The 22,748-nt window shown below is 55.4% G+C and carries 20 protein-coding genes and 2 pseudogenes; 9 read left to right on the top strand and 13 right to left on the bottom strand.

Annotation, left to right across the window (positions count from 1 at the left end; genetic code table 11):
- Positions 1-58: 58 nt before the first annotated feature.
- Genes hycI through DES54_RS14235 form a run of 11 tightly spaced genes read right to left on the bottom strand, consistent with a single transcriptional unit; the run spans position 59 to position 11,397 of the window.
- A complete protein-coding gene (gene hycI / locus DES54_RS14285) occupies positions 59-553 on the bottom strand; it encodes a hydrogenase maturation peptidase HycI (protein ID WP_240635031.1) in 495 nt (164 codons plus the stop codon).
- Positions 546-968 (bottom strand): formate hydrogenlyase maturation HycH family protein, encoded by a 423-nt coding sequence (locus DES54_RS14280; RefSeq protein WP_113868502.1) that lies wholly within the window; start codon positions 966-968, stop codon positions 546-548. The genes hycI and DES54_RS14280 overlap by 8 nt, the downstream gene beginning before the upstream one ends.
- Positions 965-1,744, bottom strand: a complete 780-nt coding sequence (locus tag DES54_RS14275; protein WP_113868501.1) for an NADH-quinone oxidoreductase subunit B family protein — start codon at positions 1,742-1,744, stop codon at positions 965-967. The genes DES54_RS14280 and DES54_RS14275 overlap by 4 nt, the downstream gene beginning before the upstream one ends.
- A complete protein-coding gene (hyfH, locus tag DES54_RS14270) occupies positions 1,741-2,325 on the bottom strand; it encodes a hydrogenase 4 subunit H (protein ID WP_113868499.1) in 585 nt (194 codons plus the stop codon). Before hyfH ends, DES54_RS14275 begins: the two co-directional genes overlap by 4 nt.
- An 11-nt stretch (positions 2,326-2,336) precedes the next feature.
- Positions 2,337-4,076 (bottom strand): hydrogenase large subunit, encoded by a 1,740-nt coding sequence (locus DES54_RS14265; RefSeq protein ID WP_113868496.1) that lies wholly within the window; start codon positions 4,074-4,076, stop codon positions 2,337-2,339.
- A complete protein-coding gene (locus tag DES54_RS14260; RefSeq protein WP_113868494.1) occupies positions 4,069-5,637 on the bottom strand; it encodes a hydrogenase 4 subunit F in 1,569 nt (522 codons plus the stop codon). Before DES54_RS14260 ends, DES54_RS14265 begins: the two co-directional genes overlap by 8 nt.
- Before the next feature lie 5 nt (positions 5,638-5,642).
- Positions 5,643-6,293: a hydrogenase 4 membrane subunit gene (gene hyfE, locus DES54_RS14255; RefSeq protein WP_113868492.1), complete on the bottom strand. Its 651-nt coding sequence runs from the start codon at positions 6,291-6,293 to the stop codon at positions 5,643-5,645.
- 9 nt (positions 6,294-6,302) lie between these two features.
- Positions 6,303-7,757, bottom strand: coding sequence for a hydrogenase 4 subunit D (locus DES54_RS14250; protein WP_113868490.1), 1,455 nt, complete (start codon positions 7,755-7,757; stop codon positions 6,303-6,305).
- A 16-nt stretch (positions 7,758-7,773) separates the two neighbouring features.
- On the bottom strand, positions 7,774-8,745 hold the full coding sequence (locus DES54_RS14245; protein ID WP_276309755.1) for a respiratory chain complex I subunit 1 family protein: 972 nt from the start codon (positions 8,743-8,745) through the stop codon (positions 7,774-7,776).
- A gap of 10 nt (positions 8,746-8,755) precedes the next feature.
- Complete coding sequence (gene hyfB, locus DES54_RS14240) at positions 8,756-10,774, bottom strand: hydrogenase 4 subunit B (protein WP_113868488.1); 2,019 nt, start codon at positions 10,772-10,774, stop codon at positions 8,756-8,758.
- Positions 10,771-11,397 (bottom strand): 4Fe-4S dicluster domain-containing protein, encoded by a 627-nt coding sequence (locus tag DES54_RS14235; RefSeq protein WP_113868486.1) that lies wholly within the window; start codon positions 11,395-11,397, stop codon positions 10,771-10,773. The genes hyfB and DES54_RS14235 overlap by 4 nt, the downstream gene beginning before the upstream one ends.
- Positions 11,398-11,778: 381 nt before the next feature.
- On the opposite strand from DES54_RS14235, the gene hybG reads away from it, so the two are divergent.
- The 8 genes from hybG (at position 11,779) to DES54_RS14195 (ending at position 19,896) form a co-directional block, all read left to right on the top strand.
- Positions 11,779-12,048, top strand: coding sequence for a hydrogenase maturation factor HybG (gene hybG, locus DES54_RS14230; RefSeq protein WP_113868484.1), 270 nt, complete (start codon positions 11,779-11,781; stop codon positions 12,046-12,048).
- Positions 12,049-12,135: 87 nt separating this feature from the next.
- Positions 12,136-14,046, top strand: coding sequence for an FTR1 family iron permease (locus DES54_RS14225; protein WP_113868482.1), 1,911 nt, complete (start codon positions 12,136-12,138; stop codon positions 14,044-14,046).
- A gap of 117 nt (positions 14,047-14,163) precedes the next feature.
- Positions 14,164-14,691 (top strand): iron transporter, encoded by a 528-nt coding sequence (locus DES54_RS14220; protein WP_113868480.1) that lies wholly within the window; start codon positions 14,164-14,166, stop codon positions 14,689-14,691.
- Positions 14,692-14,878: 187 nt separating this feature from the next.
- Complete coding sequence (locus DES54_RS14215) at positions 14,879-16,276, top strand: Fe-S-containing protein (protein WP_113868478.1); 1,398 nt, start codon at positions 14,879-14,881, stop codon at positions 16,274-16,276.
- 2 nt (positions 16,277-16,278) lie between these two features.
- Positions 16,279-17,568, top strand: coding sequence for an ABC transporter permease (locus DES54_RS14210; protein WP_113868475.1), 1,290 nt, complete (start codon positions 16,279-16,281; stop codon positions 17,566-17,568).
- A 16-nt stretch (positions 17,569-17,584) separates the two neighbouring features.
- Positions 17,585-18,697 (top strand): ABC transporter permease, encoded by a 1,113-nt coding sequence (locus tag DES54_RS14205; protein WP_205680231.1) that lies wholly within the window; start codon positions 17,585-17,587, stop codon positions 18,695-18,697.
- A gap of 4 nt (positions 18,698-18,701) precedes the next feature.
- A complete protein-coding gene (locus DES54_RS14200; RefSeq protein ID WP_113868473.1) occupies positions 18,702-19,409 on the top strand; it encodes an ABC transporter ATP-binding protein in 708 nt (235 codons plus the stop codon).
- Positions 19,396-19,896, top strand: a complete 501-nt coding sequence (locus DES54_RS14195; protein ID WP_113868471.1) for a TlpA family protein disulfide reductase — start codon at positions 19,396-19,398, stop codon at positions 19,894-19,896. Before DES54_RS14200 ends, DES54_RS14195 begins: the two co-directional genes overlap by 14 nt.
- Positions 19,897-19,960: 64 nt before the next feature.
- On the opposite strand, the pseudogene DES54_RS14190 reads toward DES54_RS14195, so the two are convergent.
- Positions 19,961-20,916, bottom strand: a pseudogene (locus DES54_RS14190) (DMT family transporter).
- A 667-nt stretch (positions 20,917-21,583) separates the two neighbouring features.
- Here DES54_RS14190 and DES54_RS14185 point away from each other — a divergent pair.
- Positions 21,584-22,528 (top strand): AEC family transporter, encoded by a 945-nt coding sequence (locus tag DES54_RS14185; RefSeq protein ID WP_113868469.1) that lies wholly within the window; start codon positions 21,584-21,586, stop codon positions 22,526-22,528.
- Here DES54_RS14185 and DES54_RS14180 read toward each other — a convergent pair.
- A pseudogene (locus DES54_RS14180) lies at positions 22,525-22,748 on the bottom strand (IS630 family transposase); the annotation flags it as partial. The gene DES54_RS14185 and the pseudogene DES54_RS14180 sit on opposite strands and share 4 nt — an antisense overlap.

The raw sequence follows: 22,748 nt of genomic DNA, 5'->3' as shown, positions 1-22,748 counted from the left end.
TTGCTAACAATGTTTTAATAATCAATGCAACATAAATGGCGTAACCTGGGCCCTCAGATTACAAAACCTGAAAGCCGCCGTTTCCCTGCCATTTGCTCAGTCGCTGGTGAAGCCTGCCCACCGCCTGTTCGACCGCCGCACTGAGCGGAAAATAGAACGCCACCAATGCAGGCTGGATACCCACAAACATCACGTCGGGAATGTCTTCCTTTAGCTGATCGATCAGGAAATTCAGCGGCAGGTTATGGGTGTTCATCAACATATCTTCCGCAATACGGGTTGGATCGATGATACGGATTTCGCCGGGAGCCAGTCCCATGTCCGTGGCATCGACCACCAGCAGCCGTTTGGGGCGCAACACACGCAGCCGGTGCGCGGCATTTTCGGGAATGGTTCCGCCGTCGATCACCGACCAGCCGGTTACCGGATATTGGGTCATTCGTTCGGCCAGCAGCGGCCCGGCGCCGTCGTCGCCCATCAGGGGGTTGCCCACGGTCAACACCATATTTTCACTACCCACCATATTTTCACTACCGTATTCAGGTTCAGTCATCAATACGTTTCACCATTAAATAAAGTGCGCTTTCCCGCTCAATGGCGGTCAGATATGCCAGCAAGGTTCGCGTCCATGCCGCATAGCGATCCTGTTCGGCGTTAAGCACGCCAAATTCGCGGCCCAGTAGTTGAGTGTGGCTGCTATCAATGGTGATCTCGCCGAATTTCAGCAAGCCCGCCATTTTTCGCTGCGCCTCACCCGGAGGAAGTTGCGCTATCCAGCACTGGTAATCGGATTGCGGGCAGATGAGTATTTTCTTCAGGCAGTCGATAACGCCAACGTGATGGCCGATGGACAGCGAGTAGTACATCACCTGCTGAGCCTGTTCTGGTATGCGGCCTTTTATGTCGGGCGAGTCTTTGGCATCGAGAAATTTCTGGTTCAACGCATAAAAAATGATCTGTGTGCTCATCGATAACGCGCTCCCTGCAATAGCGATAGATAAATTTGCTGTAACTGTCCGACAATTTCATTCAGGCGCGGATCGTTACGCTCTTGCAGCCAGTGGGCGATACGCTGGTCCAGTCCGTCGAGTGGTTGATTTTCCAACCGTGCCAGAAACGCATCGCTGATTTCCCGTCCCTGACGATATCCCGCCATGCGGCGGGCTTCACGTTCCAGCAAAATACGCAGATCCAGCGGCATATCAGGATGAATCAACGCGGCTTTTTCGTCAGCGGTTTGCTGGTGGTCGCTGCCGTGTAGTTTCTGCTCCAGCAACCCCAGCGCGACGGCAAAACCGTAAATGGTTGCCGCAGGCGTCGGCGGACAGCCCGGAATATAGACATCAATCGGAACAATCGTGTCGCTGCCGCCCCAGACGCAATACAGATCATGAAAGATCCCGCCGCCGCAGCCACAAGCGCCGTAGGAGATACAGATTTTCGGATCGGGCGCGGATTCGTAGGCGCGTAGTGCGGGGGTGCGCATCGCGCGGGTTACGGCGCCGGTAAACAGCAGGATATCGGCGTGGCGCGGCGACGCGACGACTTTGATGCCGAAACGTTCGGCATCAAACAGCGGCGTGATCGCGGCGAAGATTTCAATTTCGCAACCGTTGCAGCCGCCGCAATCGACGCGGTACACGTAAGCGGAGCGCTGAATATCTTTCAACAGCGTCATTTTGAGCTTTTGCGCCTGTTCGTCCAGCGCGATCGGTGTGGTGCGGTAGTTGGACAGGGGGCTCATTCGTTGCCCCCTTTCCGGGAGGCGGATGGTTTGCCGGTTGCCGCGGAAAGATGCTGGCTCAGCATGACATTGCCTCTGTGGTTCATATTCTGTTTACGTTTGCATTCCGGGCAGGTGGCAAAGTGGGCGCGTTGCGCTTCCATGCTCTCTTCGCACAGGCCTGATTGCACCAGCAGCGCCATAACGTATTCCACCTCTTTTTGCGGTGCGAAAGGGCGGCGGCAGACGTGGCAATCCAGCAGGGCAAATGTCGCGCGCTGGTAGAGATCGGCTTTGCGGCTGACCGCCATTTCAAATTCCGGCGACAGCACAATGGCGCGTGTCGGGCAGACTTCCTCACAGCGTCCGCAGAAAATACAGCGCCCCAGAAACAACTGCCAGGTGCGGGTGCCGCTGGCGATGTCAGTTTCCATCGTCAACGCATTGGCAGGACAGGCGGTGGTGCAGGCCGCGCACGCGATGCACTGTCTGGCGTCGTACTCTGGCTTACCGCGAAACCCCGCCGACACCTCCAGCGGCTTGAACGGATATTTCACCGTACTGTCGCCTGCCTGGATGATGGTTTTAAACAGTTTCAACATGATTCATCCCTCTATTTGAGCGGCGAATGGGTGCGTTCCAGGCCATAACGTTCCATTTCTTTATACGAAATAGTGGTGACTTTCTGTTTTCTTACATCGATCAGCGTGACCCGATCGGTACAGGAGTAACAGGGATCGAGGCTGCCGATAATCAGCGGCGCATCGGAAATGGTGTTGCCGCGCAACATATAGCGCAGCACCGGCCAGTTGGCATACGTGGCGGCCCGGCAACGCCAGCGGAACAGCTTCTGATTATCGCCGGTCATACTCCAGTGTACGTCTTCTCCACGCGGCGCTTCGGCAAAGCCCAGCGCGAACTTGTGCGGCTGATAGGTAAAATGCTCATTAAGCAGCGCGCCTTGCGGCAGGTTGTCCAGACCATATTCAATCATCGCCAGTGAGGTGAACACCTCACGTACCCGCACCAGCAGACGTGAGTACACGTCACCCGCATCCAGGTGATGCAGTTCCATCGGCAGGTCAAGATAACCGGCATAAGGATGATCGATGCGCATATCGCGCTTGAAGCCGCTGGCGCGGATCATCGGCCCGACCGGGCTGTAATCGCGGGCCACTTTTTTATCCAGAATGCCGATGCCCTGGGTGCGTTGCAGCATGTTGGGGGTATTGAGCTGCATGTCGGAAAGCTGGGTGATGTCGGCCCGCATTTCGTGGATCAGCTTGATGGTTTTTAACCGGTCGTCTTTCAGAATATCGCGGCGAATGCCGCCAATCAGGTTGAGTCCGTAGGTTTTGCGCGCACCGGTCAGAAGCTCGGCGATAGTCATCGACTTCTCGCGAATACGGAAAAATTGCATGAAACCGGTATCGAAGCCGACAAAGTGGCTGGACAGTCCGATGTTCAGCAGATGACTGTGCAGCCGCTCCACTTCCAGCAAAATACTGCGGATACTGTGCGCCCGCGGCGGCACCACGATCCCCAGCGCATTTTCAATGGAAGTGGTGTAAGCCACGCTGTGGGTAAAACCGCAGATGCCGCACACCCGGTCTGACAGAAAGGTGACTTCGTTGTACCCCATGCGCGTTTCCGCCAGCTTTTCCATACCGCGATGGACATAAAATAACCGGTAGTCCGCATCGACAATCTGTTCCCCATCGACAAACAACCGGAAGTGACCGGGTTCGTCAGAGGTGATATGCAACGGGCCGATCGGCACCACGCGTGCCGCGTCGTCGCCTTCGTTAATGAACGAATAGGACTCTTCATCTTGCGTCGGGGCGGGGCGCTGGCGGTAGTCCATCGCGTCTTTACGCAGCGGGTACAGATCATCCGGCCAGTCGTCCGGCAGCACCAGACGGCGCTCGTCCGGCAGACCAACCGGGATCAGGCCGTACATATCGCGGATTTCGCGCTCGCCCCAGACGGCGGCTGGAACGCGTGGCGTCACGGACGGAAACTCCGGGTTATCCGCATTCACCAACGCTTTGACGATGATCCAGCACTTTTCCCCCGCCTCCATTGATAGAACGTAATAAATCGCAAAACAGCCGTTCAACGTGCGCTCATCGTTGCCAAACAGCACGGGTAGCCAGCCGCCTAGCTGGTAGTAAAGGAATTCGACCACCTCCGGCAACCTGTTCAGTTTCACCGTCAGCGTCAGTTGATCACGGGTTTGCCAATCTTCTTCCAGTATGGCCGCCGGAAATTGCTGTCTGACCTGCGCGATATAGCCCGCGCCGGCGTTGTCGGCAGAGTAAACCTGGCTGGGAACCGGTTGTTCATTAATCACGGTACATCTCCTGACGGGAAGGGGTTAACGACGAGTGTTCTGCCAGCGGGGTAAGGTTGCTATCCGGGGCGAGGTTCTGTACCACGGCGGCGGCATTTTCCAGCAGTTGCAGCACCGGCTGAGGAATATGGGTTCCCATTATCAGCATGAGCGCCATCAGCAACACCATCGGCGCGGTGGTCAGCAGGCCCAACTCGCCTTTAGCGACGGCTTCCGGGCTGCTGCCCAGCACCGTACCGGCTACCATACGCACCAGTCCGGCCAGAACAATGGTCAGCAAGATTAATAGGATGATGACCAGCCAGCGGTAACCGGCGCTGATGCCGGCGCTGACGGTCATAAATTCACTCAGGAAAATGTTGAAGGGCGGCATCCCGCCGAGCGCTAATGCGCCGCCGGCCAACAGCGCGCCGGTGAGCGGGGTTACGCGCATAATGCCTTTCACCGCATCCATGTCACGCGTACCGTATTTCAACAGCACGTTGCCGGAACCGCAAAACGACAGCGTTTTCGCCAGGCTGTGATTCAGGGTATGCAGCAGCGCGGCGAAGATCCCCAGCGGCCCGCCGATGCCCAGCGCGACGGCAATCAGCCCCATATTCTCGACGCTCGAATAGGCCAGCAGACGCTTTATGTCTCGCTGCACCAACATCAGAAACGCGGCGACCGCCACCGACAACAGGCCGAATACCAGCAGCAGTTGGCGCGGATATTCAGGGCCGAGCGCGGCGCTGACGATGATGTAATAACGCACAATCACCAGCAGGGCGCAGTTGAGCAGAACGGCGGAGAGTAACGCGCTGGTCGGGCTGGGCGCTTCGCTGTGGGCGTCCGGCAGCCAAGCGTGCATCGGGAATAGCCCGGTTTTGGTGCCAAAGCCGATCAGGATGAAGATAAACGCCAGATGCATCAGGGTATTATCCAACTCGCCCGCGTGCCGCAGCACTTCCGTCCAGAAAATGGCGTCGCCCGGCTCAGCCATGACGCTGGCGGCGTTGGCATATACCAGCACTGTTCCGTATAGGCCGAACGCCACGCCGACGGTACAGATAATGATGTATTTCCAGGCCGCTTCCAACGATGAACGCTGGCCATACAGCCCGACCAGAAACGCGGAACTCAGCGTGGTGGCTTCGATAGCCGCCCACATCACAATCAGGTTGTTGCTGGTGATCACCAACAGCATGGTGAAGAGAAAGAGATGGAAAAAACCGTAGTAATAACACAGTGTGACGACGGTAATTTCGCCGCTGTTCACTTCGTGGCGCACATAGCCGACGGAATAAAGGCCGGTGATGAAGCCAATCAAGCCGAGGATCGCCAGAAACAGCGCGCTCAGGCTGTCGAGATGCAGCCAGTTGCGTAGCGCCAGTATTTCGCCGTCCTGATACACCAGCCACACCAGCGACAGGGATGCCACCAGCAGCACGGTCAGGCCGAGCAGGTGGAACAGGCTTACCAGCAGGCGGGCATGACTGCCGGCCAGCCGGCAGAGAAAGGCAAGCAGCGCGGTAATAAACGGTGTTGCCAGCAGGGTGAACAGTAAATCGATATTGGTCATCTCCTTCACCCTTTCAACGTTGTCAGTTGTCGCACATCCAGCGTGTGGAGCGTGCGGTAGATTTTACGGGCCATCAGCGCCATCACGATCACCGCGAAAATCGCATCGGTCGCAATGCCGATTTCCACCAGTTCCGGCGCACGGTTTGCCAGCAACGCCAGCGTCAGATGCGCGCCGTTTTCCATCAGGCAGTAGCCGAAAACCTGTTTGAGAATATTGCGCTGGGTGACAATGCACAGCAGGCCGATCATAAAGTGACCGAGGGAGACGGCCAGCGCGGGTTTCAGTTCGGCCACCATCGGCAATTTAACCGGCGCCACCACGAAGTAGCACAGCACCACAATCACCGCCGCCAACAGCATAATCACCACCGGACTGACCACGCCGCCATCAGCCAGCGGATCGTCCAGTTTGCGGAAAGCCCAGTACATAATGGCCGGGACCAGCACGACTTTGGTGATGAACGCGGTCAGCGACCAGGTATAGAGTTGCTGCGCCTGCAACAGATCGGCCAGCGAGAGGAAAATCAGCACCAGCACCAGCGATTGCAGCGCGTACAGGCAGGCGGAGAGCGCGGGACGACGGGCGGCTATCATCAACAGAGAGGTAATGATCAGCAATCCGGCCAGATTATTCACTATCAGGGAACCAGTCATCATTCATCCTTAGCTCAGCCAGACGGCGGCAATAACGCTTGAACCGACCGACATGACAATCAGCACGATTAGTACGCCCTGCATCGCCCAGGGCACCGGCGAGGCCGTGGCGATTTCTTCGGACGGTTCGCCAGGCACGACGCGGCCAAACCAGTAGAGGAACCAGGCGAAACTGGCCACTGATTCAATCAGCGTGATAATGAGCAGCGGCAACAGCCAGACGTATTCGCGGGACAAGGCGAAACCTGCGGCAAACAACGGGAATTTACTGAAGAAACCGTTAAACGGCGGTACGCCGGTAATCGCCAGCGCCGCGACGCAAAAGCCGATGCCCAGTAGCGGCATTTTCCGCATGATGCCTTTCAGCTTCGGCAACATCCGGGTGCCGCAACTGTAACTGAGCGCCCCGGCTATCAGGAAAAACAGGCTTTTGGCGAAAGCATGGTTGAAGATGTAGGCTACACCGGCGTCGAATGCCATACGTGAGCCGAATATCGCCAGCGACAAGGCAAAGAAAATGTAGGAAAGCTGGGTGATGGTGGAGTAGGCGAGCAATCGCTTCATGTCTTTCTGCGGCAGATACAGGATAAAGCCATATACCAGTGTGATGGTCGCCATCACGATGCCGACAACCCCAATGATGTGCGGCACGTGTTCCGCCGACAAAATCGCGCGCGCAAAGATATAGACGCCGACTTTCACCATCGACGCCGCATGCAGGTAAGCGCTGACGGGCGTTGGCGCTTCCATGGCGTCCGGCAGCCACATGTGCAGCGGCAACTGGGCGGACTTGCCCCACGCGGCGAACAGGATGCCGCCGAACACGATAATCTTGCCATTGGTATCTAATTGCGACAGGGCGCTTAGCGCGAAGGTGCCGGTGCTGACAAACAACCAGGCGGCGGCCAGATAGAGTCCGATTGAGCCGACGTGGGTAATCAGTAGCGCTTTCAGCGCTGAGCGCAGGGATTTCGGCTGCTGGTAATAACCGATTAACGCCCAGGAGCAGCCGCCGGTAATTTCGAAAAACAGCAGTTGCCCCAGCAGGGTTGAAGAAAGCGTCAAGCCCGCCATCGCGCCAATAAACACCAGCAGAAACGCATAATAACGATTGGCGCCTTCATGCGGGTGTTCACGATTTCCCAGCGTCATATAGCCAGTTGAATAAATGCTGACCAACAAACCGAGAAACACCACGGCAAAACCTATCAGCAGGCTGAGTCTGTCAAACTGAAAGCCGAACAGTTCCGCCTGAGCATAACGGTACAGGGTGTAGACCACATCGGTTTTGCCGCCGATGAGATAATCACCGGCCAGCCACCCCATGCCAAATGTCGCCAGCAGGGAAAATAGACAGCATAACCATTTGGCCTGTCGTTGCGGCGCAACGGCGATCAACAAGGCGCCGATAAATGGCAGCAGCAAGGTCGCAAGGGCAACATTCTTTATGATAACCGTCTCCATGATGAATGCTTACTCCTTATAGACCAGTAAGATAGAAAACGAACGCCAGCGCCGCGACGCCAAAGCCCAGCCATGTTACGTGTCCCGTCAGCAGGAATCGTCCGCGGGCCAGACTGTTCTCGATGATGGCCGCCACGAAAAACACCATCGTCAGTTTGACGACGAACGCGATCGTTCCGATGCACAGCGCGGCCAGCGTGAAGGTTTCCGCTTTGCCGAACGGAATGAATATCGACAGAAACAACGCCGCCACCAACACCTGCTTCAGGCTGATGCCCCATTTCACCAGCGCTAATCCGGCCCCGGAGTATTCCGTCAACGGCCCTTCCTGCAACTCCTGTTCGGCTTCCGCCACATCGAACGGAATTTTTCCCATTTCGATAAAGGCGGCGAACGCGCAGGCCAGGAGCGCCATCAGCGTGGCGGTCGGCGACAGCCAGGGGCGGGCTGCCAGTGTGCTGCTGATGTTGCCGATATTGGTGGAACCGGCGATCAGCGCCACCACCAGCAGCGCCAGGATCAGAATTGGTTCAACCAGAATGCCCAGCGTCAGTTCGCGGCTGGCGCCAATACCGGCGAATGAACTGCCTGAATCCAAGCCTGCCAGCGCAAAGAAGAAGCGGAACAGGACGAACAGATAAAGCAGGGTAATGACATCGCCCCCCGGACTGAACGGGGAGATCCACGTCACGATAGGTAAGGTCATGGCGACCAGCAGCATCGTGCCGATTAGGATATAAGGCATCAGCCGGAACACCCCGCCCGCATGCTGTGGGGAGACATCCTGACGTTTCAGCAATTTGAAAATGTCGCGGTAATCCTGCCAGACGCCCGGCCCCTGACGTGAGTGCATCTTGGCGCGAATCACCCTCGCCATGCCGCTCATCAACGGCGCGATGGCCAGCAGGCCCAGAGCCTGAATAACCGCGCAGAGCAGCAGGGTGGTCAGCATTGGCGCGCCGTTGGGGATTGAGCTTTCAGTGATCATCTTGTTATCCTCAGACCATTGTCACCAACAGCAAGATCACCAGTGCGGCGACGACATACAGGCAGTAAATGCGAAAATCGCCATTCTGGATCCATTGCGCCGCCCGACCGATTTTCCGCACGCCATTCACCAACGGCAGCACCAGACGGTTATCCCACAGCGGTTCCACCCGTTCGGCGGCCAGGGTGGTTCGCTCCAGCGCGTTTTGCATCATCGGCGCGGGATCGAGCGTTTTACGCAGCCGATAAAGCGGCGCGAACATCACGCGCAGCGGTTGAGTGAAACCGGCGGCGGAGGCGGCCATAGCGGGTTCATACGCGTAGCCGCAGGCCCACGGCGTACCGCGTCGGCGGAAATGCAATCGTGCGCCCTTGCAGCCGACATACAGCAGCAACGGCAAGAGCGGCAAAGCCAGCAACAGGATGAAAATAAGCGGCGTGGAGAGTGAGGTCTGTACGGGATCGCCGGGGAAAACCAGCGTGCCTTGCGCTACCACGGGCGCGGCGTTTCGGGTCAGGCTGGCGGCCACTTTTGCGATAACCGGCGCAACCTCGCTGGCGCCGACGCCGAGCAACAGACACAACAACGCCAGCAGCAGCATGGCGGTGGTCATCGGCCAGGGCGCTTCTTTCGCATGCGCCGCTTTTTCGCTGCGCGGCGCGCCGGAAAAACTGATGCCGTACACTTTGACGAAACACATGGCGGCCAGCGCCCCGGTGATCGCCAACATCACGATGGCGATTGGCGCAATCAGGCGCAGTGAGAAACCGCCTGCGTGACTGATCGTAAACAGCGACTGATAGGTAAACCATTCACTGACGAAGCCGTTCAGCGGCGGCAGCGCGGAGATCGCCATACAACCCACCAGAAACGCCAGCGCGGTATAAGGCATCAAACGCGCCAGCCCGCCCATTTTCTCCATGTCTTTGGTGTGCAGACGGTAAATGACCGCGCCGGCGCCCAGAAACAGCAAGCCTTTGAACACGGCATGATTGAGCAGGTGGTACAACCCACCGAGCAGGCCGAGCGCCGCGAGCAGAGGATGATGGCTGGCGATACCGATCATGCCGACGCCGACGCCCATCAGAATGATGCCGATGTTTTCAACGGTGTGGTAAGCCAGCAACCGTTTTATATCGTGTTCCGCCAGCGCGTACAGTACGCCCAGCACCGAGGAGACTGCGCCAAACGCCAGCACCACCACGCCCCACCAAATTTCCGTCGCGCCCAGCAGATCGATGCCCACTTTGATGATGCCGAAAATACCGATTTTCACCATCACGCCCGACATCAGCGCCGATGCATGAGACGGCGCCGCCGGGTGCGCGCGCGGCAGCCAGCCGTGTAACGGCAGCATCCCGGCTTTGGCGCCGAAACCAAAAAACGCCAGCAGGAAGATGAGCGAAGCCTGAGGCGCGGAGAGCGACGCTTGCCGGAAGTCGGCGAAATCAAGGCTGTCGCTGTGCCGGTAGAGCAGGAAGAATGCGATCATGATCAGCACGGAACCGGCATGCGCGATCAGAAAGTACAGCAGTCCGGCATTGATGGCTTCGTCATCCTGATCGGAAATAACCAGAAAGTAAGAACTTAGCGACATCACTTCGAACAGGATAATGAAGTAGAAGGCATTGTCGGTCACCACCAGCGCCACCATCGAGGCGATAAACAGGTTCATAAAGAACCCCAGCGCGCCCGCCCGTCCGCGATACTCATGCAAATAAGCCAACGAGTAGAGCGCGGTGATCACCACCAGCAGGGAAATCACCAGCACCATGAAGGCGGCCAGCGCATCCAGCCGCAGGGTTAAATGCGCGATATCGGCAAACGGCCCAGTGAAGGTCGTCGTCAAGATTTGCCCGCCAAGCAGAACGGGCAGCGCCGCGGCGATGCCGCATAATCCGCCGAGCGCCGCACTGACGCCGCCAAGCGGGATCGCCAGCGATTCATGACGAAACAGACACAGCGACAATATCGCGCCCGCGCAATATAGCGTCAGCGCCAGCGCCAGCCATTGCAGAGAGGTGATCATAATTTGTTCTCCCGTAGCGGCTCGTCGGGTGGAAAAGGCACGTTGCCGGCAGGCCACGTCATGGCTTGCCGATGTTTCGCCGCATTGGTTTTGACGATTTGTTGATCATCGATAATGAACAGCGCCTTGGTGGGGCATACACGCACGCATTCCGGCCCGTGATCCTGAAAAGCGCACAGATCGCATTTCACGGCGATACTGCGTACTCCGGCGTTCCAGGCCAGCAAGGGATTGATCGCGGCGGCGCTAAAGGCGACGTCGGAAAGTTCGGCGAGCGGAATGTGCTGGCGGAAGGTGGTCGGGATTGCCAGCGGTTTACTGCCTGAGGGCGTAATGGCACCAAAGGGACAGGCGATGGCGCACAGTTTACAGCCGATACAGGTATTTTCGTTTAGCACCACCGCCTGATCCCGATGCGTAATGGCATTGACCGGACATACTTTGGCGCAGGGCGCATCTTCGCAATGGCGGCATAACACCGGGGCGGTGCCTGCCAGGTCACGCTCTACCGTCAGCCGCGGATGCGTTTGTAATCCCTGACGGCGATGTACCTGGGTACAGGCGGCCATACAGGTGTTGCATCCGATACAGCGTTTAGGATCCGCAATGACGAAGCGGTTCATAGCCCTGTCCTCCGGGGAGAGTCTGTTAAGGTTGGCTGCGTCAAAGCATATTTCGTGCCACGTCCCGCACGCCGCACGCGGGGCCGCATGGCATAAGGGATTGAGTGAAAAAGCATTATTAAAAAGGCGGGTGACGCTGAGGGAGTCGACAGTGGCATCGACACTTTTGACGAGGTGACCGTCTGTTTGTTTCTTTCTAAGGCGGCATGGATCATCAGAATAGATGACATGCTCTGTAAATTACCTAAAGCTAAATGTAAAGAAGGTCATAATTAACATGCTGTTAGCGGTCATTTTATCTTTCGGAAAATAAAAGTGGCTCAATTATTGCTCAATCCTTGCCAGAGAAATAATTTATTATCTTGCGGCTGGAATATCATCATGTGTTTAGGCATTCCTGGAAAAGTGGTGGCGATCGCCGACGCGGAGCAACAATTGGCGTGGGTGGATGTCTGCGGCGTCAGACGTGAGGTGAACATCGCGCTGGTGGCGGACGGCATTGAGGGGGAACAACTGATCGGGCAGTGGGTGCTGGTTCACGTGGGGTTTGCCATGAGCCGGCTCGACGAGGAAGAAGCTCACGCCACACTGGATGCTTTACGGCAAATGGAAGAGTTGGAACACGATGTTACAATTTTCCTGCGTCAATAATGCGCGGTTAGTGATGTATATCAAGACATATTGATTTAGCAAAGTGATAATAAGAATAACTATCATTAGCTCTTAATCCCCATGCTTATGTTCAACTGGCAAAAGATCGTTCTGTTGTTGTGTTGGCTGTTTAGCAGCGCCGTAGCAGCCGCTACCGCGGATTACGCCACCTTTATTCAAGATATCCAGACCAGACTGGATAAGACCGCGCAACTCTACCAGCAGCAAAAGCCCGACGAGGCCCGTATCGAAGTACAAATGGCCTATTTTGAGGTGTTTGAGAACCTTGAAGGGCCAATCCGCATTAATATCTCCGCGCAAAAAAGTTATCAACTGGAAGCCACCTTCGCTGACATTCGCCGTATGATCGGCGAGGGCAAACCACAGGCTGAAATCGAGGCGAAAATCGACTGGTTGAAAGGCGAACTGACCGCCGTGCTGCCCATTTTGTCGGACGGTCATCAACTGGTGGCGCAGGAGCAGCACGGCGCATATGACAACGCCGATATCGCGCTGTACTGGCAGCAAAGTTTCAAGATTATTGACGATCAACTGGCGCAGGCGATGAGCGACTATCAGGCCGGTGATTACAAACAAGCGAGTCAGAGGGTGCTGCGGGCGCATTATGATGGATTCAAAAACAGCGAAATGGAAATGTCGGTGCGGCAGAATCGTTCCGCGCAACAGGCGGCGTCCATCAATCAGCAATTCTCGGCGCTGATCGCGCTGGCAAGCCAGCCAGATAACCTCAATGACGTGGCTTATCGCGTCACCACGTTATTGCAGGATATCGAAGATGTGCTGCCGGGGCTGCCGACCACCCGCGATTCCCAGCCTGTCACCGCCGCGCCGACCGGGGATAACGCTGCAAACGCCGATGATATCCCCAACGCTGACTGGGCGAAAATCACCAACGATATCAATCAGGCGATTGTCGCCGCGCTGGAAAAATACCGTCAGGGACAAGTTAAGCCCGCGATCATGGCGGTGCAGGATGCGTATTTTGACTTGTTTGAAGCCACCGGCATGGAGAACAAAATCGGTTCCCGCGACGCGGCGTTCAAATCCACACTGGAAGGTTATTTCACCCGTCTGGTCAGCCAGATGAGCGCCGGACAGCCGGTTGAGCAGCTACAGGCGCAAGCGGATGCGATGCAACAGGATCTGGCCAAGGCGGTCGCCATGCTGGGAGACGGACAGGAAACACACTGGAGCCTGTTGATCTACAGTTTGCTGATCATCGTGCGTGAAGGGTTGGAAGCGCTGTTGATTGTGGCGGCCATTGTCGCCTATCTGGTGAAGAACAACCATCACGACAAGCTGCCGCTGATTCGTCAGTCCGTTTATGTCGCGCTGCTGTGCAGCGTCGTCACCGCTGTTATCTTCCAACTGCTGTTCACTAATTCGGGCGCCAGCCGCGAATTACTGGAAGGCGTCACCATGCTGATCGCCGTTGTCATGCTGTTCTTTATGAGTTACTGGCTGCTTTCAAAAGTGGAGGCCCGACACTGGAAAGCCTATCTGGAAGGCAAACTGTCGAATTCGCTGAGCAGCGGTTCGATGGTGGGGCTGTGGCTGACTAGTTTTCTGGCGGTATACCGTGAAGGCGCCGAAACCGTGTTGTTCTATTACGCGCTGGTGGGGGATGCTAATAACATGGCGGGTCACCTTTCCATTCTGGCCGGGTTCGCCATCGGGTGTGTGATTCTGCTTATCGCTTATCTGATCATGCGTTTTACCGTGGTCAAATTGCCGCTGAAACCTTTCTTTATGTTTACCGGTTGCTTCATGTATCTGATGGCGTTTGTCTTCGCGGGCAAAGGCGTTTTGGAGTTGATTGAAGGAAAACTGTTTGAACCGACACTGCTGACTGGCGTTCCCGAAATCAGCGGGTTGGGGATATACCCTTATGTGGAAACGTTGTTACCGCAAGGGGGGCTGTTAGTCGCCGCATTGGTGGCGCTTTGGGTGATGCGACGCAGAGCCGCGACGATCTGATATTGGAAGCAATGCAAAGCAGAAAAACGACCGTTACCTACCCGGCGGTTTTTCAGGTTCAGGCTGTTTGCCGGCTTTGAAGACCAGGGCAACATTGATGATATGAGGATGTGTTTGATGAATATGCAAAAAAGTCTGATTGCGGGTGCCGTCATTGCGGGCATTTTCACTGCGCCGGCGGCGTTGGCGTTTAAAGAATATCCGGCTGGCGAACCGGTCACGCTTAATGAGATGGAGATTGCCGCGGTTTACCTGCAACCCATCGACATGGAGCCGCGTGGTATGGGGCTGCCCGCGGCAAAAGCCGATATCCATCTGGAAGCGGATATCCATGCGGTGGAGGGCAACAAAAATGGTTTTGGCGCGGGCGAGTGGGTGCCGAACCTGACCATCGCCTACACCCTGACCAATACCGATACCGGTTCCAAGCAGGAAGGCACATTCATGCCGATGGTCGCCAGCGACGGCCCGCACTATGGCGCCAACATCAAAATGATGGGCGTGGGCAACTACAAAGTCACTTACTTCATCGAACCGCCATCCAAAGCGGGCATGCACCGTCATACCGATGGCGAAACCGGGGTTGGCCGCTGGTGGAAACCGTTTGATGTCAGTTTTGACTTCAAATATGTCGGCATAGAGTAAGAGTAATGGAAACGACCGCGATAATGATTTGTTCATCGCGGTCTTGTTTGCGCTTCGGCTGACCGGAACGTGAACGTTGGGATGTCGTCGTGTGATGCCCGATAGATTTCAAGGTGCGCCAGGGTGAGCGCAGGGAAGGGCCGGGTAATGCAGCCAACGCACCTGCAACTTGAAAGATGAAGGGAATATGAGTTATTTCTTTGTTACTACATTACAGGCTTTTTTGCCGATAGCATTGTTGCTGGGGTTACACTGGAGCCATCGCGCTACGCCTGAAATCAGGCCGCTGGGGTGGATAACCTTACTGTCGCTGGTGGCCGGATTAATGGTGGGGGCCAGACTCCCTAACGGACAGCAGATTCAACTGTGGATAACCGGCATTCAGGCTATTGGTCTGCTGTTGTTTCTTGTCGGTCAGTTCTCTTCTCATCTTCGTGCTGGTTATCTGTGGCAGGCCGTTCTGGTCGCTGGCGCGGCGGTTGATTGGGGCAGTGATCCCAACCTGAGCGCGTTGACCACCACGCACGTCGTCAACACCGATTTACTGCTGAATTTCAGCGCGATAGTGGCGGCGCTGACCTGGTTGGTTTTCAGCGCGGCGCTATGCGGCCTGATTGTCCGGCGCGTCCGCATATTGCGCTGGCCGCTGCTGTTGCTGTTGGTTGCCCTGCTGATGTTGCCGATCAGCGGCACGTTGTTGCTGTTGCTGATGAAATTGCAGGTACTGGGATTGACCAGGCCGCGTCTCAGCTATGTCGCGCATGTCACCAATAATGCCAACCTGTTGAATTATCTCAGTGCGTTACTGATGTCGGCATTGGCCGGCGCCTACCTGATCCCTTTGCGGCATGCCAGTCAGCGGATGGATGCGCTGAGCGATCCGATTAAAAAACGCAAGGCAACCGCGACATATCGCAATACGCTTCGTACCGTGCTGGCGATGCTGGTCGCACTATTGGTGGTGGTGCTGAGTCAGCTTTACTGGGACAAAGTGGCGTCACAGCCGCCGCGATTATCGGAAGCGTTGCCGGTGACGCTGGCGGCGGACGGCAAGGTGCATATACCGCTTGAACAGGTGCGTGACGGCAAACTGCATCGTTTCGTCTGGATAGCGGATGACGGCAAGGCCGTGCGCTTTTTCGTCATCAACCGCTACCCGGATCGTCTGCGGCTCGGCGTGGTGTTTGACGCCTGTCTGCTGTGCGGCGATCAAGGTTATGTGATGGAAGGCAATCAGGTGATTTGCGTGGCCTGCGACGTGCATATTTTCATTCCCTCCATCGGTAAGGCCGGCGGCTGTAACCCGGTGCCGATCGAAGGCTGGAGCAATGATGAGAAGGAATTGGTGATTAGTCAGGCGTCGCTGGCGGCGGGGACCAACTATTTTAGCACCATCGTCGCTATGGATGTTGTTGATCCCGTGGATGGCTCAAAACTCACCAATGTGAAAGCGGAGTATAAGTATCGCTTCGCGGGCAAAACCTATTTCTTCTCGACGGAAGCGAACTATAACCGGTTCCGTGCAAGCCCCGGCGAATATGTCACTTCAACAGCGGCGGCTGACGATCCCGCGCAAGGGGAATAACTATGTTATGGCGCATGTTACGTCAATCATGGCGCAGAAATATCCGGCGTAAATCGCTGGCGGTGCTGACATTGTTTCTGGCGGCGGGGTTGATTTCGGCGCTACTGGCGGTATCGATCGATATCGGCGACAAAATGGCGCGTGAATTAAAGTCCTATGGCGCGAATATCCTGATTGAACCGGCGGGACAGGCGGCGCTGCCCGCGTTGTTTGGCGAGCGCAGTAATCCGCTGGATGGTCAGGATTTTCTGGATGAATCGGAACTGCCCAACATCAAGGATATTTTCTGGCGTAACAATATTGTCGGGTTTGCGCCGTTGCTGAGCGGCGATATGGAGATCAACGGCCAGCCGATCGCGGTATTGGGCACCTTTTTCTCTCAACCCGCCGCGGTGCCGGATGAAGAGGATTACCGCACCGGACAAATGACGGTAAGCCCTTACTGGCAGGTGGCTGGCGCGTGGCCGCAGGAGCCGATTGCGCCAGGCAAGCCGGTGGAGGCGCTGGCGGGTAAGCAACTGGCGCAGCAGAATGGCTGGCAGGTGGGAAATGAACTGCGGTTGCGCGGGCCAAAGGGCGAAACGACGGCGCGCATCAGCGGTATTCTTACCAGCGGCGGCGACGAAGAAAGCCGTCTGGTCATGCCGCTCGCGGCGGTTCAGGCGTTGCTGGGGCTGGAAGGGAAAATGCAGGCGATCCGCGTGTCGGCGCTGACCGTGCCGGAGAATGAGCTTTCGCGTCGGGCGCGTGAAAATTTGGATGCGCTGAACGCCGAAGAGTATGACCTCTGGTACTGCACCGCGTATGTTTCCTCTATTGCGCATCAACTGGAAGAGGCGATTTCCGGTTCGGTGGTGCGTCCTATCTGGCAGGTGGCGGCATCGGAAGGGGTAGTGATCGATAAAATTCAACTGTTGCTGGCGGTCGTCACCTGCGCCGCGCTTATCGCCGCGGCAATGGGGATCGCCTCGTTGATGACCAGCACTATCATGGAACGGGCCACGGAGATTGGCCTGATGAAAGCGCTTGGCGCGCGGCAATGGCAGATTATGCTGCTGTTCTATCTGGAAGCGGTATTGAGCGGACTGGTCGGCGGGCTTGCCGGCTGTGTGGCGGGATGGGGGCTGGCAAAGGCCATTGGCCTGATGTTATTCGGTATTCCGCTCAGTTTTGCCTGGATCGTCATTCCCTGCGTACTGGTGATTTCCATGCTGATTGCGGTGGTCGGCACCTGGTTCCCGGCGCGCCGTATTGCCAGGCTTTATCCGGTGGAGGTGCTGTATGGCCGCTAATTCATGGATGAATGGAATGTTCTGGCGACTGGTGCTCCGGGCGTTGCGATTGCGTATGCAGCGGGTCAGCGTGGTATTTGCCGCGCTGACCGTTGGCGCGGCCATCGTGACCGCAATGTCTGCGGTCTATTTCGATATCAACGCCAAAATGAGTCAGGAACTGCGCACCTTCGGGGCCAATTTTTATATCGGCCCGGCGCGGGGAAATTCGCTGCCGCAAACGACTTTTCAGCCGATTTTGGAAAACGCCCCAGCGGGTTTGATCAATGCCGCCAGCCCTTATCTGTATGGGATGGCGCGCACGGAACTGGAAAAAGTGGTGCTGATGGGCGTGTGGTTTGAGTCGCTACGTCCGCTGGCCCCTTACTGGCAGGTTACCGGCAACTGGATCGGCGTCAGCTTTGACGATCGCAATGCGATGATCGGCGTCAAGCTGGCGGAACGGCTGAATGTCAAAGTGGGCGACAGTATCACGCTGGTGGGCGATGGCGGCAGACAGCGGTTGCAGATTAAAGGCATCGTCGAGTCCGGCGACGTCACCGACAATATGTTGATTGTAAGTCTGGCGCTGGCGCAGATGTGGCTGGATAAAGCCGGGATATTCAGTAACGCGCTGCTTAGCGTCAGTAACGATCTGGGGCAGGTCGATCAATTCGCCGCCAGCTTGCGGCAGCAATATCCGCAGTTGGAAATCAGGCCGATCCTCAAAGTCTCAGCTTCGGAAGGTCAGGTGCTGGACAAGATCAAAGGGCTGATGGGGCTGGTTTCCGTGGTCATTCTGGTGTTGTCGTCGCTGTGTGTCAACACGACGCTGATGGCGATTGTGGATGAACGTTCACGCGAGTTCGCGTTACAGAAAGCGTTGGGCGCTAGCGGACGGGATATTATCCGTCAGATGTTGGCGGAAACCGGCATTATCGCGCTGGCGGCAGTGGTGTGCGGTTCACTGCTGGGTTACCTGCTGGCGCAGGTGCTGGGGATGGCGGTATTTAACGCCACCATTTCACTGCGCGCGCCGGTATTCCCATTAACGCTGGCGCTTTCTCTGCTGGTGGCGGCGGTGGCGGCCATTGTGCCTACCCGACGGGCGATTTATGTCGAACCCGCCAAAGTGTTAAAAGGAGAGTAGTACGATGTCCTCAGACATACAGGTTCAAGCCGCGGAAGAGGCGGTGATTGAAACGCGCCGGCTTTATAAACGCTTTGGCCAGGTTACCGCGCTGGAGAATATCAATATTCGCATCGCCCGCGGCGAGTTCGTGGCCATTATGGGCGCTTCCGGTTCAGGCAAAACGACGCTGATGAACATTCTAACCTGTCTGGACACGGTGAGTGACGGTCAGGTGTTGTTGGATGGTATTGATGCCGCGGCGCTGGATGAAGAAGGACGGCGCAAATTCAGGGCGGACAAAATTGGTCTGGTTTTTCAGCAGTTCCATTTGATCCCTTTTTTGACGGCGTTGGAAAATATCATGTTGGCCCAGCATTATCACAGCATTGTGGATGAAGCGGCGGCACGGCGGGTATTGGAGCAGGTTGGGCTGGAGCATCGCGTGGATCATCTGCCCAGCCAACTCTCCGGCGGGGAGCAACAGCGCGTGTGTATTGCTCGTGCGCTGGTGAATGAGCCGCCGGTTATTTTCGCTGATGAACCGACAGGGAATCTGGATGAAGAGAACGAGCAGCGGGTGTTGGATCTGTTGAAGGATTTGCACCGTCAGGGACGCACGATTGTGATGGTGACGCATAACCCGGAACTTGGCGGGTTTGCTGATCGCATTATCCGTTTACAGCACGGCAAGTATTTAGGTGAGGAGATTAATCATCATGCTATGGCGTAATTACTTCAAGGCGCTTTGCCTGTTGGGAACGCTGGCATTGCTCGGCGGTTGTAAAGAAGAGCAAGTGAGCGTGGGCGCTCAAGCGCCGGCGCTGGCGGTTTATGATACAGCCGGACAGCCGATCGATTTATCCCGCTGGCAGGGAAAAAGCGTGTATCTGAACTTTTGGTCTTCGGGCTGCGCTGGTTGTCTGGCGGAGATGGGGACGCTGGAGAAACTCAGCAAAGACTATGGCGATAAAGTGGTGGTGGTGGCCGTAAATACCGATCCTGACGGCGTGGATATTTCCCGCTTGCTGGCCGAGCAGCGTATCACCTATCCGGTGGTTCGCGACCAGTTGGGGATCACCAAAGAGCGCTATAAGGTCATCGGGACGCCAACCTCGTTTGTTATCGACGCCAACGGCAAAGTCACCCAACAGCATCAGGGCATGAGAAATGAGGCGCAGTTAGCTTCGTTGTTTGAACAACTGTCGCGCGGCGTGTGAGTGGCTTTCAGACTCGCTTTTGACAATCTCTTTCCCGGTGCGAAGCGCCGCCGTCCCCCGGCGTTTATTTCCCTGAAACCGCGACCGGTACGATCACCGGTCGCGGTTTAATTCGTATGGCATAAATCACGCCGATGATCAGAAAGCCCGCGCCGCACAGGGTGAGGGGCGGCGGCCAGGTCTGGCGCGCCATAAACGTATAGGTCAGACCGGACAGCGTCTCGAAAACGATCATCGGCCCCATCAGTACCGTTGGCAAACGTTGGCTGGCTTCGTTCCAGCACAGCGTCCCCAGCCATGAGCAAAACAGCCCAATGACGATCATCAGCGGGATAAATACCGCTGGGCGTGGGCCGAAGGGCAGCGCGAATCCTTCGTGGGCCAGCGCGAGATAAACGCAAACCAACAGATAACCCAGCATTGCCAACGGTAAGGTGACTAAGCCTTGCGCCGTAGCCCAGGTGGTGGGGTGCTTGTCCGCGTGTTCACGTAACCAGCGGGCGTTACGCAACGGATACCAGGTCCAGCAGACGACGGAAATAAATGCCAGCGCGATACCGCTTAAATAACGCCGAGCATCCAATGGCGCTTGCGAGCCTTGCCACTCAACGAGATTGACGCAAATCAGCCCGATGATAATCAGCATCAATCCCGGCGCAAGCCGCCGCCAGGCGATGCGGCCATCGCGTTTGCCGTAAAGCAGATTGGCGCTGACGGCAATGTGCCGATAATCATGGTTGAAACCGGCGCGCCGGTGCGCTGAATGGCGCTGGCCAGGCAGAAGTAATACAGCACGTTGCCGACGGCTGTGAGCTTCAGCGCTTCCAGCCAGTCCTGACGACTTAATTGACGCAGCCGGTGGCGATCCAGCCAGGCCAGCGGCAACGCGATCAATCCGAAAGCCAGGTAGCGCCCGGTTGACTGCAAGGCCGCCGGATAGTCCGGCACAATGACCGGGCCAACAAAAATCAATCCCCACATTAACCCTGCGGAAAGGGCGAACAGTATGCCGGTCAGCATGGTAACATCCGTCAGTTTTTGCGTTGTTGGTATGGTTTAGCGTTGCTATCCACTCTTTACCTGTTTACCCGAAGTATACCCGCTCAACCCGATGGGATAACAGGCAGGTAAATACGTTTTTTTATCCTCTGCGCTATAGATTGCCGATGCCTGAATGCGGCCAACGTACCTGCAACTTGAAGTATGACGAGTCTATAAGTGATTGCGTTACAATTCATCTTTTAACGGGCGGGGTCTTATATATGTGTTAATTTTTTATGGGGTTTATTTTTTAATAAAGCATGCATATGAGGGAAATTAAAAAAATAAATAACAGAATAAATGGAGAGATCGGATTGAAAATAACATTGGGAATGTTGATACGGCAGATGGAACCTTTCCGGTTATCTTATTGGCATGAAAATAAAGGAAAAAGAGCTTTAGCGCAGTCACTTACTGAAATTAGCGGTTATTGATTAAATAAAGAGCATTCGAGAAAATATTATTTATATAAATATATTAACTGTTATGGTAATTTTAATTTTTATTAATTTCTTATCTTAGTTTGTTTTGTGTTTAATAATTATTGAAAATCAAATATAAAAAATCATGTGATGATAATCACAACAGATTTTTTAAAAAAGATAAAAAATGCATTTTCTTATACATAGATAAAATAAAGGTTTTTATGTCTTCATTATTATTATCATCTTTGTTCCCGTTAGTTTTTATTATGATCATGGGATGGCTTAGTGGAAAATTAAACTACATGAAACGCGATGATGCCGGCGTGTTAGCGACAGTGGTTATTCGTTTTGCCTTGCCGCTGCATCTGTTTATCGGCGCGTTAAATACCGATCCGGAGAAAATTAAAAACTTCTCTTTCATGGCAGTGCTATTCATTGGTCTGATGGGCTCTTATCTGCTGACGTTGTGCATTTCCCGTTTTGTTTTTCGTCATGATATTAAAACCGGCGCCATCCAGTCGCTGGTGTGCGCTTTTCCCGATATGGCTTATTTTGGCGCACCGGTTCTGGCTGTGCTCATCGGCCCCGAAGGGTTCCTGGGGGTATTGATCGGCAACCTGATTACCAGCGTGTTCATGATCCCGCTGACGATTGTGCTGATCCGTATGGGTGACAGCGACAAGGATGCCACCAATCAGGAGAGTCTGGGCGTTATGATCCTGAAAAATCTGTTTAAAGCGGCGCGTAATCCGATTGTGTGGATACCTATTCTGGGCGTGTTGCTCAGCTTGATGGGGGTTAAAATTCCAGAACTGCTGTATTCATCGATTGATACCATGGGTAAAACCGCCGGAGGAATTTCACTGTTTGCGCTTGGTTTGCTGTTTTATGGCGAAAGTCCGAAATTCAATCGGCATACCTTCACCAATATCAGTCTGAAAAACCTGGTGCAACCGGCAATAATGGCTGCGGCTGGCGTAGCCTTCGGATTGAGCCCCAGCCTGATGCAGCAGGTGGTGATTATCGGCGCCACGCCGTCCGCCATCGCCGCCGGCATGTTTGCGGTACGCAGCGAAACCTATGTGGAGTCCGCGTCTTCCTCAATATTGATTGGCACCGCGCTAGGGATTTTCACTGAAGGTCTGGTGATCTTTATGATGACCTAAATAACTGATCCTAATGTCGCTACATTTTTACCACCATGATTCCCACCGGGGAATGGGCTGACAGTATTCATAAAGTGACGCACTTTTTTCAGTAACTGCCACATTGAGCGGCACTGGTGGTTTCGGGTTATCGTTTCGTGCAGCGCCTGCCACAGCCGTTCAACATGATTTACCCAGGGCGAGTAAACCGGCTGATAAATAACACGAAACTTCGGATTCT

Source organism: Brenneria salicis ATCC 15712 = DSM 30166 (genome assembly GCF_003315515.1).
Classification (GTDB): domain Bacteria; phylum Pseudomonadota; class Gammaproteobacteria; order Enterobacterales; family Enterobacteriaceae; genus Brenneria; species Brenneria salicis.
The sequence above is the reverse complement of the archived record's forward strand: the minus strand, read 5'-3'. Positions and strand labels throughout refer to the sequence as shown.